The following is a 16,436-nucleotide window of genomic DNA, read 5'->3' on the forward strand; positions in this document are numbered from 1 at the left end:
TGGCAGCGGCGGCCGGCTTCACCAGGGTCACTCACTCCGTCACGGAAATCTGGATGTTGCGCTGGCTCTGGCCGTTGCCGTCGGTCGGCGCAGCCAGCAGCCGACGGTACTTCTCGGCCAGCGCCGCCGACTGCTTCTTGCCGTTCACCGTCAGGCCCTGCTCGTTGAGCTGGAACTGGAAGGCTTTATCACGGGCACCGAGCACCCCATCGCGGCGCAGTTGCTGGCGCAGCTCCTCCGAATCGAGGCGCGGGGGCATGGGCGGGGCGGGCGCGGCAACGGGCGGCACGCCCGGGGCCCGGGGCGGGCGCGGCACGGCCGGGCCGTTGAGGTTGGTAGTCGTGCTGGAGGAAGTCTGGTAATTGAGGTTGTAGATGCCTTTGAGGGGCTTGCCCTGGTGCTTCTCTACCAGACGCAGGTACTTCTGCTGCACGGCCGCGGGCTGGCGGGTGCCGTTCACGTTCAGGCTGGTGGCGCTGAGCACGAATTGCAGGTTGCCGGTCGTCTTGATGATGCCATCCTGGCGCAGCTCCCGCAGCAGCAGAGCCGTGCCGGCGTCGCGGTGGGCCTGTTCCTGGTCGCGGCGGACCTGGTCGGCATCCCGCCGGGCCTGCTCCTGGTCGCGGACGGCCTGCTCGGCGTCCCGGCGGGCCTGCTCCGCATCCCGGCGGGCCTGTTCCTGGGCCTCGCGGATATCCTGCTGGATGTCGCGCTGGCGCTCCTGGGCCTCCTCGCGGAGCTGCTGCCGCCGCTCCTGCTGATTTTCACGCAGCTCCTGCTGCCGCTCGCGCAGGTCTTCCAGGGCCTCCTGAATCTGCTCCCGTTCCTCGTCGGTTTTGGCATTTTTGGCGGCGGTGCGCAGGTCCAGTTCAGCCTCTTGCAGGGCTTCGCGGGTGATCCGGTTCACATCCAGCTCCTGCAGGGCAGTGCTGGCTTCGGCCAGGGCCAGACTCGATAACTCACGAGCATCGGCGGCGCTGGGGTGGCTGCCGCTCAGAGTGCTCTGCTGCATACGCAGCGCGAGTTCCTCCATGCGCTGCTCCCGGTCGGTAGTGGCGGCGAGCGGGGCCACGGCCAGCGCGCGGCCGGTTGCGCCGTTGAGCTGCACCACATCTACCTGCTCGCCTTTTTTGCGGGCGGGGGCAATGGCAATCGGCTCCCCGTTCACGTACAGCTCCGTCAGGCGGCCTTTTTTATCGCGCTTGATGATGACTGTGCCCTGCTCAGCCGCGCCGCCGGTGCGGCCACGGCGGCCGGCCCGCGACCAGCGCATGAGCTGGGGCGCCCGGCTCGTATCGAAGCTCACCGGCGTGTTGCCGATACGGCCCTGCGCCTGCCCATCGGCCGAGACACTCAGGATGCATAGTGGCTCCCGGTCCCAGGCCGTTGGCACGACCTCATCCGTAAGGGGCAATCCAGCAGGCGCAGTGACCGGCGCAGTGGCCGGCACAGTGGCCGGCGCTGCATACTCCGTCACCGAAGGCCAGGACTCGGCCGTAGCTTCCAGGTGCCGTACGCGGGCCTCCAGGGCCAGCACCTGGGGGCGGGCCAGGGCCACGGCCGTGCTCAGCACCACCAGACCCACCAGCACCACGCAGGCGGCCATGAATCCTTCGGCAAACGTGGGCCGCTGCCGGCCCTGCACCAGGCGCCGGATGCGGCCCAGCACCGAGCCATCGGGCCCGAGAGCCGACAGCGCCAGCCCAACGCCCGTGGGCTCGGGAGCCGCGTTCAGCTCGGCCAGGGCGGCCAGGGCCCGGGCCACCGTGAGCGGGTTGCCCCCGATAAGGGCGGTAGCGGCATCGTCGCAGCAGTTTTCGCGCTCCGTGCGCAGGCAGGCCGTGATGAACCACACGCCCGGATGGTAGAAGAGCACGGTTTCGGCCACCGACTGCAACAGGTTGAGCAGGTAGTCGCGGCGCTGCACGTGGGCCAACTCGTGGGCCAGAATGGCTTCCAGGTACGCCGTGCCCAGGCCCGTGACGGTGCCCAGGGGCAGCAGCACCACCGGCCGCAGGTGGCCCACCACCACCGGCACCTTCACCAGGGCCGATTCCAGCAGCTCTACTTTCTGCTGCAGACCGGCGCGGCGGGCCAGAGCCGCCAGCCGCTGCTGCCACTCCTCGGCCAGGGGCTGCACCCGGTAGCGGCGCAGGCGCTGCACGTAGGCCAGGCCGCCCAGCAGCCGCAGCAGCATCACCAGCAGGCCCATCATCCACACCGTCACTACCAGGGGCAGGTTGGCATCGAAGTACTGCTGCCAGGTTTGCGCCCAGGAAACCGGGGCCGTGGTGGACCCGGCCGGATCAGCGGCCCAGCTGGCTTCCGGGCCGGGGGCGGCAGCCGGGGCATCCACGGGCTGGTAGGTCGTGAGGCCGGCAGAGGTAGCGGGGGCCGCCGGGGGCTGGTAGTAGTAGCGCCCGAAGGTGATGCCGATCAGCAGCAGCAGCGTGAGCAGGGCGGCGGCGGCGGTGCGGTAGCGCACCTGGGCCGCATGCTGGCGCAGCACCAGCAGCAGGCCGGCCAGCAGCAGGGCCAGCAGGGCACCCTGCCAGAGGGAGTGGACCAGGGCCCAGCCCAGCGCGCGGATCAGGGCCGGGGGAAGTAGTTGGGTCAGCCAGTTCATAGCGCAGGGTCGGTAGCGGGTGGCGTGGTGTCGTTCTGAATCTCAATGTCGTTGAGCAGGCGGCGGATCTGGGCCAGCTCCTCGCGGGAGGTGCGGCGGTTGCCCAGGGCCTGCATCACCAGCTTCATGGCCGAGCCCCCGAAGGCCGCATCCACGAACTTGTCGAGCAGCAGGCCCTGGGTTTCCTCTTCCCGCACGCCGGCCCGGTACACGTGGGTGCGGGCCTCGTCGTCGCGCAGCACCAGGCCTTTGTCGAGCATGAGTTGGAGCAGCTTGAGGGTAGTGGTGTAGCCAACGTCGCGCCGGCGGCTCAGCTCGTCGTTGACGAAGCGCACGGTGCTCGGCCCGTGCTGCCAGAGGACCTGGAGAATTTCCAGCTCCGACTCGGTGGGTTTGGGAAGGGGTTTCTTAGTCATTTGAAATCAGCGGAAAGCGAGTACGACATTGTTCGTACTTCAAACATATACGAAACATGTCGTAGATCAAAATATATCGTACGAAATAATTCGTATAACTGACTAAAACCCGCTTTATATCCTGCAAATGCTCTTTTCGACCTGTGCAACATACCAGCTACGACCCGAATTCTTTAGCGCCAGATCGCCATGCCGTCCTCTTATTCTTACCGCTCCGAAGCCGGGAAGCCTACCAACTCAAAACCCCACCCGACAAGCTGTCGGACGGGGTTTTGCGCAACCTTAGTTGTAGTGACGTGCCCTGGCAGCCGGGCCGCGGGTTAGGCGCGGCGGCGTTCCAGCGTGATGCGGGCGCGGTGGCAGATGCCGCCCAGGGGTGGATTGAACTTCGAGACGCTCACGCGCACGCCCTGCACGTAGGGAAATTCTTCCAGCACCCGGTCGAGCACGCGGTGGCCCAGATGTTCCAGCAGACGGGCCGGGGCCAGCATCTCTTCGCGCACTACCCGGTAAAGCACCTCGTAGTTCACGGTTTCGCGGAGCTGATCGGAGCTGCCGGCCGCGTGCAGGTCGGTGTCGATGTAGAGGTCGACGCCGTACTTGTTGCCGATTTTCTGCTCCTCGTCGTAGTATCCGTGGAAGGCGAAAAACTCCATGCCTTCCAGTGCAATCTGGCCCATGTGGTGAGATGGTGAGATGGTGAGATGGTGAGTAAAATACGGATGTCATTCCGGGCTTGCCGAGGAAGCTCGCGCGCTGGTGTTGCCCGGGTAATTCACCCTTTCCACACGCTGGGTTGCCGCCGTGGCTCGTGGCGTGAAATACTTTTTCTATGCCGATGCTTCAGCTCAGGGTTTGCGCGGAGTTTGCTTGGTGTCGTTGCCCGCAGTAACTCTTCGTATTCTGACAGCCCGTCTGCCTGAATCAGGCTCCCAAAACAACGAAGCCCGCCCCGAAAGGCAGGCTTCGATTTGAGACACAGGCTGAAGCAGCGACGAAAACCAGCGTCATCCGCCCCATTAGCGGAAATCAGCGCTTTAGATTTCGTCGAAGAACGACTTCTCGCCCAGGGCGGCCGGGGCGGCAGCCATGCCCGGCTGGCCGGGATGGACGGAGGGCGCCGGCTGGACAATTTCGGGGTGACCGGGACCGATGGGCTGAATATCCGGGGCCGGGGGCTCTACGCGGGGCGGCGCCGGATCGGGCACCTGGGAGGGGCCGGGCGGGTCGATGTGGGGGGCGGGCGAGATGCCGGGGTTTTCGGCCGGGGCCTCGGGGCGCTCAATCTCGGGCCCAGGCTGCTGGGCCGGGGCACCGCGGTCGGGCTCGGGCTGCTGGCCGGGCTTGGGGTTGTAGCCGGTTACGGAGGGCTGGGCGGCGCGGGTTTCGGCGGGCACCGCGGCCGGGGCCGCAGTAGCGCGGTCCGGCGCGGCAATAGCAGCCGAAGAAGCGGTAGCAGCAGTGGAAACGTACATGGCAGAAGCGTCAGGAGTAGGAGAATCGTCCGCAACGTGCGGACGATTCACTTTTACGCTGGCGGCCCGGGAAAGGATGGCGGCGGTACCGGTTTTGGGCCGGTTGCGGGCTTTTTCCACCTTATCCAGGGCATCCGAAGCCAGGTGGTGCAGGTCGCGGGTGAGGCCGTCGAGCAGGTTTTCGAGGCGCTGGCACTCCTGGCCCAGGCCGCTGACTTCCTTTTTCATCTCAGCCACCGTGCGTTCGGCCTGCTGGTAGGCATCGTCGACTACGGTGCGGGCTTTCTGGCGGGCGGCGGCCAGCAGGTGCTCGGCCTGGAGCTGGGCTTCGCGGATGCGCAGGTCGGCGTCGCGCTGGGCCTGCTCGGTGATGCTGTTGCCGGTGTCCTCGGCCGTTTTGAGGGTGCGGTAGAGGCTGGTTTCCACCTCGCGCATCTTGCTCACATCCTGGGTGGCGTGCTCCAGTTTGAGGCGCAGTTCCCGGTTTTCGTCGCCCATCCGCTCCCACTGCTGGGACAGGGTTTGCAAAAAGGCCTGCACTTCGTCCTTGTCGAGGCCGCGGAAGGCTTTTTCAAAGGTTTTCTGCCGAATATCGAGGGCGGTGATTTTCATTCTGAGGAGTGAGTAGTTAGGAGCGAGAAGACAGAAGCCGGGAGGACGTGAGGTAGCGCAGCAAAGCCAGGAAACAAAGCGGGAGCTTGGGGGCGGAGTCCGACCAGGTGAACCACCCATGCTAACTCCTGGCTCCTATCTTCTAACTCCTCCCCTCTTCCACCTGCCAGACGGCCAGCGTGCGGTCGTCGCTACACGAAACTAGCCTATTCCGGCTTCCCGGCCAAAACAACTTGTTCACGGAGGTGCCGTGTCCGGCGTGGCGGGCGCGGTCGACCACGCGCAGCAGCTGCCAGGTTTCGGCGTCCCAGAGCTTGATGCTTTTGTCCATGCTGCAGGTAGCCAGCAGGCGGGCGTCGGGCGAGAAAATGAGGTGGTTGATGGTGAACAGGTGGGCCACAATGCTGCGGTGCTCCTGGTAGCCGGCGGCCACGTCCCAGATGCGCAGGTGGGCGTCGCGGCCGGCCGTGAGCAGGTAGCGGCCATCAGGCGAGTAGGCGGCGGTGAACACCGAGTTGGTAGCCCCTTCGATGGTGTGCCGCACGGCCAGCGTATCGGCGTCGAGGATGCGCACCCGCCAGTCGGAGCCGCCCACGGCCAGCTCCCCGCGCTCCTCGTGCAGGCTCAGGCAGCGCAGGCTTTTTTCGGAGAGGCGCAGCAGGGTTTCGAGGCGGAAATCTGAGGCCCGCAGCACGGCCAGGGTCCCATCAGCCAGGGCCACGTAGAGGCGCTGCCGGGCTTCGGAATACAGCAGATCGAAGATGGCTACCGGGGGCAGGGCCGTGGCGTGCAGCAGGGTGCGGGTGGCCAGATCAATGACCTGCACGCCCTGGAAGTTGTGGCCCAGCACCAGCAGGTTGCGCGCCGGCAGATGGCGCAGGGCGTACACCGAGTTTTCAACCCGGGCCACCAGCTCACCGTCCTGCTCCGGAGCATCGGCCCGCCAGCTCACCACCAGCCCGTCGGCCCCGGCCGAATACACCAGCTCCTCCCCGGCCGTGCCGGTGAGCGTGTACACACAGTCGCGGTGGCCAGCCAGGGTAGCCAGTTTCTGAACTTGAGGACGGGAAGTTGTCACGGGGTGAATGAGTGAGGAGGTGATGAGGGACCGGGGCAAAGGTACCGCTTGTCATCCTTCATCTGGCGTTTGCGGAGCGAAGGGCCTTATCCTGCCAGCACAATCGGGCTGTTTTAACGAGCCAAGATCCTTCGCTCCGCAAACGCCAGATAAAGGATGACAGTATCTTTGCCTCCCCCGGTTCCCCGTCACTCATTCCCCACTTCGCTCATTCACCGCCCGTGCCGCTGCATAGCCTTGTTTCCGTCGCCCCGAATGCCTTACTGGGGCTGTGGCACCTGACCGAGCCGGCCGGGGAGCTGTGGTCCCGGCTGCCGGCGCCGGCTCACTACCTGGCCCGCTTCCCCAATGGCCGCGACGAGCTGCGGGCCCGGCAGTGGCTGGCGGCGCGGGTGCTGGCCCACCAGCTGCTGCGCGAGCTCACCGACGCCCCCGCCACCCTGCACAACGACGCCAACGGCCGCCCCTTTCTGGCTGAGCTGCCCGCCTACGGGGTCTCCCTGTCTCACTCGGGCGAGTGGGTGGCGGCGCTGCTCTCCACGGCGGGGGCGGTTGGCACAGATATTGAACAAGTGCGCCCCAAAGCCCAACAGCTGGCCCGGCGGTTTCTATCGGAAACCGAACGGGCCGATGCCGGCCAGGACGCAGCCAAACACAGTCTCTACTGGAGTGCCAAGGAAACCTTGTACAAGCTGCTGAATCGTCGGGGCGTGGTGTTTAAAGAGCAATTGCGGCTCACCCCGTTTGAGCTGCGGGAGGCCGGTGTTTTGACGGGACACCTGCTCCTCGAAAACTCCCGCAGCCAACACCACATCCACTACCAGCATCCGGCCCCCGGCTACGTGCTCACCTATTGCGTAGACGGAAGGTGAAATGGCGAAGTGGTGAAATAGTGAGTTTCCGTTCAGTTTTCACACTGCTTGAATTCACCACTGCACCATCAGAACCTCAACTCACCATTTCACCACCTCACCATTTCACATCTCCTCATGTCTCTTCGCCGAATCTCACTTGTTGCCGCCGCCGCCCTCTTGTTTTGTGCCGTGGGCCTCAGCACGGCCCGGGCGCAGGGCCGGTCGGTGGCCAATTTCAGCCTCAAAAACGCCACCAACACCGAAATTTCCCTCAAAGGATTTTCCGCCAACAAAGCAGTAGTGGTGGTGTTCATCAACCCGAACTGCGCGTTCTCCAAGCTCTACCAGAACCGCCTGGCGGCCCTCAATGCCAACTACGGAGCCAAAGGCGTGCAGTTTCTGTTCGTGAACACGCCCATCAACCTGGAGGCCAGCGCCGAATCGGCGGCGGTGGAAAAGATCAAAATCAAGGTAACCGGCGGGGCCGAGCTGCCCCTGCTCACCGACGAGGGACAGCAGGTGAGCACCCTGCTGGGCGCTACCAAAACGCCCGAGGTAGTGGTCTTGCAACCGGCCGGCGGCGGCTTTGCCGTACGCTACAAAGGCGCCATCGACGATAATCCGCAGATTGAGAACTACGTCAAGGAGAAGTACCTGGAGCAGGTGCTCGACAACCTGCTGGCCGGCCGCCCCGCCGGCGTAGCCGACAAACGCGCCGCCGGCTGCCTGATCAAGCGGTTTTAGCGGCTGACCACCACCGCCCGGCCGGCAGCCTACCGCTCATTCGGGTCCGTATCGGTGTCGCCGGGTTGGGGGTCGTCGGTGAGGATGGCCAGCAGCTGGGCTACTTCCTGGGCTTTGGCGGGTTCCTGGATTTTCTCGAAGCTGACCTGCAGGTTGCGCAGGGCCCGGCGCACGATGTCGAGGTGGCTGCAGGGCTCGAAGAAAATATCGTTGGGCGTGAGGTTGAGCTGGCGCACGTAGTGCTCAATATCGGTGCGCGAGAGCACCAGGCCGCGGTTGTAGCAGTTGATGTAGAAGGGCTCCAGCGGGGGCTCCAGCTGGTAGGTAAGCACGAACAGGTTGGGCAGATTCACCCCGAACACCGGCAGCTTGAGGCGCTGGGCCACCAGCAGGTAAATCACGCAGAGCGTGAGCGGATTGCCGCGCCGGGTTTCCAGTACCCGGTGCAGCATGGAGTTGGCCGGGGAGTGAAAGTTCTGGGTGTTGGCCGCGAATTTGTGCGCTCGGAACAGTACGTGGTTGAGGGTCTGCACCTGGTCGGCGGGGTGCATTTCGGGCTGCAGCAGGGTCCAGACCTCGAAGCGCAGCTGCTCCACGGCCCGGTTCAGGCTCTGGAAATCGGCATCGGGATACTGGTAGGAGTTCAGCAGCCACATGCCTTCGAGCAGGTTTTCGGCTCCCGACTCGCGCCACACGCGCAGGCGCTGCTGCAGCCCCTCGAACTGGAGATGGTGAATCAGGTTTTCCAGGCGCTGCTGCTGGCGCGGGTCGAGGCTTTCCTCCCAGCTTTCTTCCAGAAACGGAATAATGGTTTCGCCCAGGGTCTGGATTTTGCCCTCAATCTGGGGGGCAATTTCCGGGTCATCGAGCAGGGAGATGAGGGCTTTGATTTCGCGGTTGGTCATGGAGCAGCGGGGCAACGGGGCCCGGGGAGGCAGAAAGAGCAAAGAAACACAACGGGCGCGGCTTTATCGCGGCCGGGGGCCGGGTAAGAACGGCCGGCGGGGGTGCATTTGTTCATTTTGCGGTACGTCCCCGCCTCGGCGGCCACCGTTTCCGCGGCAAGGCCCCGGCCCTACTTCGGAATCCGGTACGATTTCAGGAACTCCTTGAGGGCTGCCGGGTCCTGGCCGCAGCGCTCCACATCGAGGCCCAGGCGCTGCACCTTGGCCGTCAGGTTGGCTTTCATCTGCCGAAAATCCAGCTCCAAGGCGGCGGGCGAAGCGGTGTAGTAGTAGGGTTTGCCGGTGAAGGCCGACAGCTCCCGCTGCTCCAGGGCCAGTTGCTGCTCCAGCTCGCGCACCTGCTGGCGCAGCAGGGTGTTGTAGTAGCGCAACTGGGATTCGGCCAGGTTTTCGAGGTGGGTTTGGTCGATGCGGTTGAGCTCCAGCTGCAGGCGCAGCAGCGTGAGCAGCTCGTTGGCCTTGTAGGCGGTGGTCACGCGCTTGAGCAACTCGGTTTTGCGGAGCTTCTCGGCCTCGTCGGGCTCCCGGTCGGGGTGCAGGTGCTTCACCAGGTCCATGTACAGGGTGCGCACGGCCTGGGTGATGTTCTGCTCCTCGGCCTTGCGCTTGTCCTCGGCGGCCTGCTGCTTGGGACTTTTCTTGCGCTGGGCGCGCCGCTCGGCGGCAGCGGCGGCCTGCTGCTCGTACTGCTGCTGGCGGTCGGCCAGCTGCTGGTTCACGTAGTCCTGGAGCTTTTCGGGGGTGCTCACGTCGGCCTCCGGGTCGAATTCGATGCCGAGCTGGTCTCGGAAAAACTCCTGGATCAACTCGGCTTCTTCCGCGGCGGCGGCGGCGTTGGCGGCCTCGGCTTCGGCGGCTTCGGCTTCTGTCAGGGGCGGGTCGTACTTGTCAAAAATGGCTTCCAGGTCGTCGTAGCCCCGGTCGAGCAGGTCGAAGAAGCCGTTGAGCAGCAGATCCACCAGCTTTTTGCGCTCGGTTTTGGTGAGCTTGTACGTGTCGTGGGCGCGGTCGAGCATGCGGACGAAGGCGGCGCGCAGGTCGTTGTGCTGCTGCTGGAGCGGGCGGTACTCCTGCTGCACCCGCTGGCGCAGGGCCGTAGCGGCGGTGCGGAAGTCCCCCACCTCGCCTTCCAGCTTGCTTATGCGCTTACTGAGCCGGTTAAACGCCTTCTGCTCCTTGGAAAGCGCATCGGCCCCGGAGCCGACAGTGGGGATATGGACGAGGGCGGGCTGGGCGGCAGCGGGTTTCTTCTTGGCCATGAACGGGGAGGCAGTCGGGATGAGCGCCCAAATTACGGCGAACGACGGTTTCCGTACTTTCTCTTTTTCCGCTTTCTTGATCTACAGCACTCGTGCGTCGTATCTGAACCCAGCAAAAAGCTTCGCCTAAGCGGTTACCATCTCCTAAAAACACCAGCGGACCGCCGCACCGGTTGGAGCGAAGGGGCCAAGTTTGCTTGTCAATTATTTTCAGTGCTGGCTTATTTTACTAAAGAAATACATAGCTAAATAGTAGCCTCCGCCCAAAACAGTAGCTGCGAACCCGAGCGCTAATAAAATGATGCTATAACCAAAAGTATCGAAGTAAGTCAGAATCGTTACTTCGGCAGGAGCAGCCGGATTATAAGCAGCTTGAGCTTCCTCCCCTATTTCCCAGCTTGAGGGATTACTCGAATAATTCGGCTCATAAGTCATTGTTTCGTTCGCATGAGTTGTATAGCGGTATACGGGACTATATCTGTATCCGTCGTCGTCACTGGTGCGCTTAACCTCAACAACTGTAGCGGTTACGATTTCACCTTGTCTGATGAGTTTCATTTTATTGCTAAATACATATAGACTTGCTCCCAACAAGCAAATTCCTACCAGGAAAGTTACTCCGTACCACATAATCTACTTTTGAAATACTTAGATTTCTCTTCCTTCAATCACGCCCTAATATTACTACTTTCCAAGCGAAGCATTGGTAACCTACTTTTACCGTTCTGCACGCTCACCATTTCCAGCGGAAACGGCAAAAGTCCCCCACGTAATTTCGTCCGCATTCACGAACTCCCGGCAACCCAGCAGGTTCTGCAGCAACGCGTAGGCGGTCATGGTTTTGCTTGCCCCGTTGCAGCCGGCCAAGAGGCAGAGCGTTTTCATGAATCCCACAATTCTAAAAATTATTAATTCGGATTAGCTAGTTGGAACATTTGATGCCATTCAAGTATAGGAACTGCTGTTTCTTCAGTTAAGTCATCAAATATTATCCAGCTTTGAGCATTTTGAGACAGTTTTTTTAACTGCTGGATAATTTCCTCACTGATAAGCCTACGCCCATATTGTGCTGGCCCATGATTTACGATATGCCATAAAGCATATTCCAGCCCTTCCATCCAGCCTGCACACCATGCCTCTTCTGAGATGCTGCTCATCAAATCGCACAGTTCCTTCTGCGGCTCATTGAGGTCATTGTACATAAGTTGTTGTCTAAAGGATCTTTCCGTCAGGAAACACTTTTAAGAACTGTCGGCCAATGACCTTATCCCGGAACTTCACCAAAGTCACGCTGCTATCAAAACATACTATTTCGATTTCAGATGCCGCCAATTGAAATGCTTTAGGCTCTGTCCATGGCTCTTTGCTTCCGTCAGCATAAGGCACTTCATCTTTTGACAAAGCTGGCATGTTGCCCTTTACGCCACAGAAAACACCCCACACTACTTGTATGTCGGTGTCAGCCATGGTGTCATAAAGTGTCTTGCCAGATACTACCGTGTAAGAGTAGTGGTGTTCCATCTGCTCTTCCCATTCGGCAACTGTCGGAATGAAGTCCCTAAGGTGCCAGCATTGCAGATTCGAAATAACCCAGGTCAATTCTTCCACCTGCTGACGGATTGCCGGTAACAGTCGGCCCAAATCTGTTTGCCAGCGAAACTGAGGCACATCCTCCAACAGAATAGTCATCACACCTGAATCACGCCCACGTTGTACATCTTCCCAATCGGGAGGAATTTATTATTCTCTCCCCGGTCTACATGCTCACAGTTTCAAGCTAAAACGGCAGAAGCCCCCACGCAATTTCGTCCGCAATCATGAACTCCCGACAACCTAGCAGGTTCGGCAGCAATGCGCAGGCGGCCGTGGTTTTGCCCGCCCCGTTGCAGCCCGTCAGGATATAGAGAGTCTTCATAAATCTGAAATTAATCTATCCTCATAAAACGCCAGCGGCCCGCCGCTTCGGGTGAAACTGGCGGGCCGGTTATATGAGTACCCTTACTGGTATTACTATGCAAACTTGCGGCTAAGCTTAGGCAGCATCTCTATGATTTTCTGCTCATTGTCACCCCAATTTAAATCGATAGCAGGAAGAGAATACCGGGTCGTTACTTTGTCAAAATCATCTTTGCCACTTTGCTCTTCATAAGCCATCCTAGCGACATAGAGCATGGATTCCGCTTCGGATTCCTCAGCGTCATCAACCTTAATTATTTTGGCTAAAGAATCTGGTTCAGCCAAGGCCGTTTCAAATACCTTCTGGCCACGCGCAATAAGCCATGCACGAAAGTACTCGAAGCCATCATCAGAGCAGCCTCCGAGTATAATGTAAGCTGCTGCCCACAAATTGCTTTGATACGCTTCGTGCATCAGGTGCTGAAACATATCCTCGAAAGCTATAATCTCTTCCGGCAGCAACGTAGCCAGCTTTTCTTGCAGGTGCTCGGCTTGTTCTTCTACATCACCACCGCTTCTGCGCTTTGCTTGTTCTATAAGTTGCCAGAATTGTTGCTTATCCATTGTCTTGTGTAATGATGTTACGCAGTACCTCCGTTTGTGTAGCATGATGAGGGCTGTAGCGCGAACTTTGTAGTTCGCGCTACAGCCAACTGCGCAATATCAGTTGTATAGTGCTTATTGATTCTTTTCTCACACCTGAATCACGCCCACGTTGTACGCCTTTTCAATCGGCGCGTGGTTGGCCATGCTGATGCCCTGGGAAATGACTTTGCGGGTTTCCAGCGGGTCGATGATGGCATCCACCCAGAGGCGGGCTGCGGCGTAGTAGGGCGAGAGCTGCTCCTCGTAACGGGCCTTGATGGTGTCGAGCAGCTCCTTCTCGGCTTCGGGCGTGATTTCCTGACCCTTGGCTTTAAGGGAAGCCACCTGAATCTGGAGCAGGGTGTTGGCGGCTGCCGCGCCGCTCATCACGGCCAGCTGGGCGGTGGGCCAGGCCACGATGAGGCGTGGGTCGTAGGCTTTGCCGCACATGGCGTAGTTACCGGCCCCGTAGCTGTTGCCAATCACCACCGAGAACTTGGGCACCACGGAGTTGGCCATGGCATTTACCATCTTGGCGCCGTCCTTGATGATGCCGCCGTGCTCACTCTGCGAGCCTACCATGAAGCCCGATACGTCGTGCAGGAACACCAGCGGAATCTTCTTCTGGTTGCAGTTCATGATGAAGCGCGCCGCCTTGTCGGCCGAGTCGGAGTAGATGACGCCGCCCATCTGCATGGCGCCCTTCTTGGTCTTCACGATTTTGCGCTGGTTGGCCACGATGCCCACGGCCCAGCCCTCGATGCGCGCCAGGCCGCAAATCAGCGTCTGGCCGTAGAGGTCCTTGTAGGGCTCGAACTCCGAGTTATCGACCAGCCGGTGGATGATGTCCATCATGTCGTAGGGCTTAGCGCGGTCGGCGGGCAGCAAACCCAGGATTTCGGCCGGGTTTTCCTTGGGGGCGGCGGGCGTTTTGCGTGAGAAGCCGGCCGTGGCCTGGCCGCCCATCTTGTCGAAGATGTTGCGGATGTGGTCGAGGCACTGCTCGTCGTTTTCGAACTTGTAGTCCGTCACGCCCGAAATTTCGGAGTGGGTGGTAGCGCCGCCCAGCGTCTCGTTGTCGATGGATTCGCCGATGGCCGACTTCACCAGGTAGGAGCCCGCCAGGAATACTGAGCCGGTGCCGTCCACAATCATGGCCTCGTCGCTCATAATCGGCAGGTAGGCCCCGCCGGCCACGCACGGGCCCATAATGGCGGCCAGCTGCACGATGCCCATGCTACTCATCACGGCGTTGTTGCGGAAGATGCGGCCGAAGTGCTCCTTATCGGGGAAGATTTCGTCCTGCATGGGCAGGTACACCCCCGCCGAATCGACGAGGTAGATGATGGGCAGCTTGTTTTCGATGCTGATTTCCTGGGCCCGCAGGTTCTTCTTGGCCGTAATCGGGAACCAAGCGCCCGCCTTCACGGTGGCGTCGTTGGCCACGACCACGCACTGCCGGCCCTGCACCCAGCCAATGACGACCACCACGCCGCCGCCGGGGCAGCCGCCCTCTTCCTGGTACATTCCCTCCCCCGCAAACGCCCCGATTTCCACGGTTTCCGAATTCTTGTCGAGCAAATACTCAATCCGCTCCCGGGCCGTGAGCTTGCCCTTGGCCTTGTGCTTGGCAATGCCTTTTTCGCCGCCCCCGAGGGCCACTTTCTCCAGCCGTTTTTTCAGTTGGAAGTTGAGTTGCTTGATGCTGTCTTCGTTTTTGTTGAATTCGAGGTTCATTGGGGGTGGGAATGGGTGGGTGAGGGTGTGCGGGGTGGGTAGAACGTCATTCCGAGCTTGCCGAGGAATCTCGCGTGCTGACGTTGCCATAGTGAACCAACGTCAGCACGCAAGATTCCTCGGCAAGCTCGGAATGACGTTCTGGTCGTATCCGTTACCGGTTCTGCAACCAGATAAAACCAAAGAAATCCGCCTGGGTAGGGCGGATTTCAAAGGTAAGCAGATTGGCCGATTGCGCGCCGGGCTATTTCACCGTTTTGGTTTCGGTTTCCGTCTCGATAACCGTGCCGTTGGGCTTCACGGTAGTGGTTTCCGTTTCCTTCTTGGTTTTGCCGCCGCCCCCGAACACGGAGAAGTGCACGTACTTCTTGGGGTTGGCCTGCAGGTCCGAAATTAGGGCATTGGAGCTGGCGGCGGTGGCGTTCAGGTTTTTGTAGAGCGAGGAATCGTTGAGCAGCTTGCCCAGGGAGCTGTTCTGGTCCGAGAGGGAGCGGTTGAGGGTAGTCATCGTGCTCTGGGCCTCCGTCATGGTGGCGTTGAGCTTGCGCATGGCCGGCCCCACCGGGGCGCGCTTGAGCGAGTCGCTGAGCACGGCGAAGTTGCTGGCAATGCGGTCGAACTTGGCGCTGGTCTTGTTCAGGTCGTTGGTAAGCTGGGCCATGTTACTGGTAATCTGGTTGATGTTGCGCTGGTTGAGCAACAGCAGATTCTTCAGGGCCTCGGTGCCGGCCTGGGCGTTGAGCAGGGTGGCCTGCAGGCTCACGCGGGCATCCTTGTTAAGAAAGCCGTTCACCTTGATCAGGGTCGAATCGACGGTGCCGAGCACGGGCAGGGCCTTGGCCTGGAAGGCATCGGTGATGCTGGCCACGGTATAGGACTTGAGCTCCTGTCCCCCGTCGTACACTTTCGAGTTGCGGCCCAGGAACAGGGTGATGGTTTTGGAGCCCAGCAGCGAGCCGCTCAGGCTGGCTACCGTGGAGTCGCCCACGGTGACGCCCTTCTGCAGCTCGATGGCCACTTTCACGCGGTTGCCCTCCTCGGGCACGAGGGCCATTTCCTTGACCTGACCCACCTTGATACCGTTCAGAATCACGGGATTGCCAATCGTGAGGCCGTCGACGTTATCGTACTTGGCGTAATACGTGCGGTCCGAAGAAAGCAGGTTGCTGCCCTTCAGGAACTGAAACCCTACAATCAGCAGAGCCACGGCGACGATGCCCAGCAGGGCTACTTTAATTTCTTTTGACACGGAGTCAGCGGTTGATGGGCGGGAGAACAGGGAGGGAAAAACCGGCCCACGCGGGCCGGCGCGGGGTTATTCACCCGAGGCCGCTTCCAGCTCGTGTTTATAGTCGCGGAAGGCCTGGTAAATCCCCGAGGCCATATACGACTGATTGGCTTTATCGTTCAGATACACTTCCTCGGCCCGGTTGGTCAGAAAACCCGACTCGATGAGCACCGAGGGCATAGTGGATTTCCACAGCACCAGAAAGCCCGCCTGCTTCACCCCGCGCGAGGGCCGCTTGAGCGTGGTGCGGAACTGCCGGTCCACCTTCTGGGCAAACCGGATGCTGTTCACCATGTGGGCGCTCTGGAAGAGGGAGAACAGAATGTGGCTCTGGGGCGAAGTCGGGTCGAAGCCGTTGTACTGCTCCTTGTAGTTTTCTTCCTGCAGAATAACCGAGTTTTCGCGCTTGGCCACGGCCAGGTTGGCGTCGGTTTTGTGCGGCCCCATCGTCCAGACTTCGGTGCCGTGGGCGGCCGGGCTGCTGGCGTTGCAATGGATGGAGATGAACAGGTCGGCGTTGTGCTTGTTGGCGATGCCGGCCCGGTCGGCCAGCTCCACGAACACGTCGGTTTTGCGGGTGTAAATCACCTTCACGTAGGGCATGTTCTCTTCAATCTGCTTCCCCAGGGCCAGCACCAGCTTGAGGGCCACGTCGGCCTCGCGGGCTTTCACGCCGGTGCAGCCCCGGTCTTTGCCGCCGTGGCCGGCATCGAGCACCACCGTGCGCAGCTTGTAGCGCGTAGGCGGAGGCGGCACCGGCCGGGGAGCCGGGGTGAGGGGGGCCGAAAATTCGGCGAACAGGGCCAGGGCTGCCGCGCCCAGTATGACAATATTCCGCACG

At 61.1% G+C, this 16,436-nt stretch carries 18 protein-coding genes; 2 read left to right on the plus strand and 16 right to left on the minus strand.

Going from position 1 to position 16,436, the window contains the following annotated elements; all coding sequences use genetic code 11:
- Positions 1-31: 31 nt before the first annotated feature.
- The 5 genes from KLP40_RS00785 to KLP40_RS00805 all read right to left on the minus strand — a co-directional run bounded on the left by KLP40_RS00785 (position 32) and on the right by KLP40_RS00805 (position 6,207).
- Entirely contained in the window at positions 32-2,626 is a 2,595-nt protein-coding gene (locus KLP40_RS00785) for a M56 family metallopeptidase (RefSeq protein ID WP_215591592.1), read from the minus strand.
- Complete coding sequence (locus tag KLP40_RS00790) at positions 2,623-3,042, minus strand: BlaI/MecI/CopY family transcriptional regulator (protein WP_215591594.1); 420 nt, start codon at positions 3,040-3,042, stop codon at positions 2,623-2,625. Before KLP40_RS00790 ends, KLP40_RS00785 begins: the two co-directional genes overlap by 4 nt.
- A gap of 320 nt (positions 3,043-3,362) precedes the next feature.
- Positions 3,363-3,722, minus strand: a complete 360-nt coding sequence (folB, locus tag KLP40_RS00795) for a dihydroneopterin aldolase (RefSeq protein ID WP_215591595.1) — start codon at positions 3,720-3,722, stop codon at positions 3,363-3,365.
- A 357-nt stretch (positions 3,723-4,079) separates the two neighbouring features.
- Positions 4,080-5,129: a DivIVA domain-containing protein gene (locus KLP40_RS00800; RefSeq protein ID WP_215591596.1), complete on the minus strand. Its 1,050-nt coding sequence runs from the start codon at positions 5,127-5,129 to the stop codon at positions 4,080-4,082.
- Positions 5,130-5,271: 142 nt separating this feature from the next.
- The gene (locus KLP40_RS00805) at positions 5,272-6,207 is read right to left on the minus strand and encodes a WD40 repeat domain-containing protein (protein ID WP_215591597.1); all 936 of its coding nucleotides are present in this window, start codon (positions 6,205-6,207) and stop codon (positions 5,272-5,274) included.
- Between the two features lie 221 nt (positions 6,208-6,428).
- Between KLP40_RS00805 and KLP40_RS00810 the strand changes: the two genes are divergently transcribed.
- Entirely contained in the window at positions 6,429-7,079 is a 651-nt protein-coding gene (locus KLP40_RS00810; RefSeq protein ID WP_215591598.1) for a 4'-phosphopantetheinyl transferase family protein, read from the plus strand.
- Positions 7,080-7,196: 117 nt separating this feature from the next.
- The gene (locus KLP40_RS00815) at positions 7,197-7,805 is read left to right on the plus strand and encodes a redoxin domain-containing protein (protein ID WP_215591599.1); all 609 of its coding nucleotides are present in this window, start codon (positions 7,197-7,199) and stop codon (positions 7,803-7,805) included.
- A gap of 29 nt (positions 7,806-7,834) precedes the next feature.
- On the opposite strand, the gene KLP40_RS00820 is transcribed toward KLP40_RS00815, so the two are convergent.
- The 11 genes from KLP40_RS00820 to KLP40_RS00870 all read right to left on the minus strand — a co-directional run bounded on the left by KLP40_RS00820 (position 7,835) and on the right by KLP40_RS00870 (position 16,435).
- Positions 7,835-8,710, minus strand: coding sequence for a transglutaminase-like domain-containing protein (locus KLP40_RS00820; RefSeq protein ID WP_215591600.1), 876 nt, complete (start codon positions 8,708-8,710; stop codon positions 7,835-7,837).
- A gap of 170 nt (positions 8,711-8,880) precedes the next feature.
- Complete coding sequence (locus KLP40_RS00825) at positions 8,881-10,029, minus strand: hypothetical protein (protein WP_215591603.1); 1,149 nt, start codon at positions 10,027-10,029, stop codon at positions 8,881-8,883.
- Positions 10,030-10,239: 210 nt separating this feature from the next.
- Positions 10,240-10,587 carry a DUF3592 domain-containing protein gene (locus tag KLP40_RS00830; protein WP_246558569.1) on the minus strand — a complete coding sequence of 116 codons (348 nt, stop codon included), beginning with the start codon at positions 10,585-10,587 and terminating at the stop codon, positions 10,240-10,242.
- A gap of 159 nt (positions 10,588-10,746) precedes the next feature.
- On the minus strand, positions 10,747-10,914 hold the full coding sequence (locus tag KLP40_RS00835) for a hypothetical protein (protein WP_215591605.1): 168 nt from the start codon (positions 10,912-10,914) through the stop codon (positions 10,747-10,749).
- 23 nt (positions 10,915-10,937) lie between these two features.
- Positions 10,938-11,231 carry a hypothetical protein gene (locus tag KLP40_RS00840; RefSeq protein WP_215591606.1) on the minus strand — a complete coding sequence of 98 codons (294 nt, stop codon included), beginning with the start codon at positions 11,229-11,231 and terminating at the stop codon, positions 10,938-10,940.
- A 10-nt stretch (positions 11,232-11,241) separates the two neighbouring features.
- Positions 11,242-11,718, minus strand: a complete 477-nt coding sequence (locus KLP40_RS00845) for a hypothetical protein (RefSeq protein ID WP_215591607.1) — start codon at positions 11,716-11,718, stop codon at positions 11,242-11,244.
- Between the two features lie 88 nt (positions 11,719-11,806).
- Positions 11,807-11,944 (minus strand): hypothetical protein, encoded by a 138-nt coding sequence (locus KLP40_RS00850; protein WP_215591608.1) that lies wholly within the window; start codon positions 11,942-11,944, stop codon positions 11,807-11,809.
- Positions 11,945-12,039: 95 nt separating this feature from the next.
- The gene (locus KLP40_RS00855; RefSeq protein ID WP_215591609.1) at positions 12,040-12,549 is read right to left on the minus strand and encodes a DUF4240 domain-containing protein; all 510 of its coding nucleotides are present in this window, start codon (positions 12,547-12,549) and stop codon (positions 12,040-12,042) included.
- A 129-nt stretch (positions 12,550-12,678) separates the two neighbouring features.
- Positions 12,679-14,307 carry an acyl-CoA carboxylase subunit beta gene (locus KLP40_RS00860; RefSeq protein WP_215591611.1) on the minus strand — a complete coding sequence of 543 codons (1,629 nt, stop codon included), beginning with the start codon at positions 14,305-14,307 and terminating at the stop codon, positions 12,679-12,681.
- A gap of 244 nt (positions 14,308-14,551) precedes the next feature.
- Entirely contained in the window at positions 14,552-15,556 is a 1,005-nt protein-coding gene (locus KLP40_RS00865) for an MlaD family protein (protein WP_215591612.1), read from the minus strand.
- A gap of 66 nt (positions 15,557-15,622) precedes the next feature.
- Positions 15,623-16,435: an N-acetylmuramoyl-L-alanine amidase family protein gene (locus KLP40_RS00870; protein WP_394369955.1), complete on the minus strand. Its 813-nt coding sequence runs from the start codon at positions 16,433-16,435 to the stop codon at positions 15,623-15,625.
- Position 16,436 lies beyond the last annotated feature (1 nt).

It is taken from the genome of Hymenobacter piscis, from assembly GCF_018760735.1.
Classification (GTDB): domain Bacteria; phylum Bacteroidota; class Bacteroidia; order Cytophagales; family Hymenobacteraceae; genus Hymenobacter; species Hymenobacter piscis.

Coding starts and splice junctions, on each gene's coding strand:
- KLP40_RS00785 (WP_215591592.1), bottom strand. CDS start 2,626: ATGAACTGGCTGACCCAACTACTTCCCCCGGCCCTGATCCGCGCGCTG.
- KLP40_RS00790 (WP_215591594.1), bottom strand. CDS start 3,042: ATGACTAAGAAACCCCTTCCCAAACCCACCGAGTCGGAGCTGGAAATT.
- folB (WP_215591595.1), bottom strand. CDS start 3,722: ATGGGCCAGATTGCACTGGAAGGCATGGAGTTTTTCGCCTTCCACGGA.
- KLP40_RS00800 (WP_215591596.1), bottom strand. CDS start 5,129: ATGAAAATCACCGCCCTCGATATTCGGCAGAAAACCTTTGAAAAAGCC.
- KLP40_RS00815 (WP_215591599.1), top strand. CDS start 7,197: ATGTCTCTTCGCCGAATCTCACTTGTTGCCGCCGCCGCCCTCTTGTTT.
- KLP40_RS00820 (WP_215591600.1), bottom strand. CDS start 8,710: ATGACCAACCGCGAAATCAAAGCCCTCATCTCCCTGCTCGATGACCCG.
- KLP40_RS00825 (WP_215591603.1), bottom strand. CDS start 10,029: ATGGCCAAGAAGAAACCCGCTGCCGCCCAGCCCGCCCTCGTCCATATC.
- KLP40_RS00830 (WP_246558569.1), bottom strand. CDS start 10,587: ATGAAACTCATCAGACAAGGTGAAATCGTAACCGCTACAGTTGTTGAG.
- KLP40_RS00835 (WP_215591605.1), bottom strand. CDS start 10,914: ATGAAAACGCTCTGCCTCTTGGCCGGCTGCAACGGGGCAAGCAAAACC.
- KLP40_RS00840 (WP_215591606.1), bottom strand. CDS start 11,231: ATGTACAATGACCTCAATGAGCCGCAGAAGGAACTGTGCGATTTGATG.
- KLP40_RS00845 (WP_215591607.1), bottom strand. CDS start 11,718: ATGACTATTCTGTTGGAGGATGTGCCTCAGTTTCGCTGGCAAACAGAT.
- KLP40_RS00850 (WP_215591608.1), bottom strand. CDS start 11,944: ATGAAGACTCTCTATATCCTGACGGGCTGCAACGGGGCGGGCAAAACC.
- KLP40_RS00855 (WP_215591609.1), bottom strand. CDS start 12,549: ATGGATAAGCAACAATTCTGGCAACTTATAGAACAAGCAAAGCGCAGA.
- KLP40_RS00860 (WP_215591611.1), bottom strand. CDS start 14,307: ATGAACCTCGAATTCAACAAAAACGAAGACAGCATCAAGCAACTCAAC.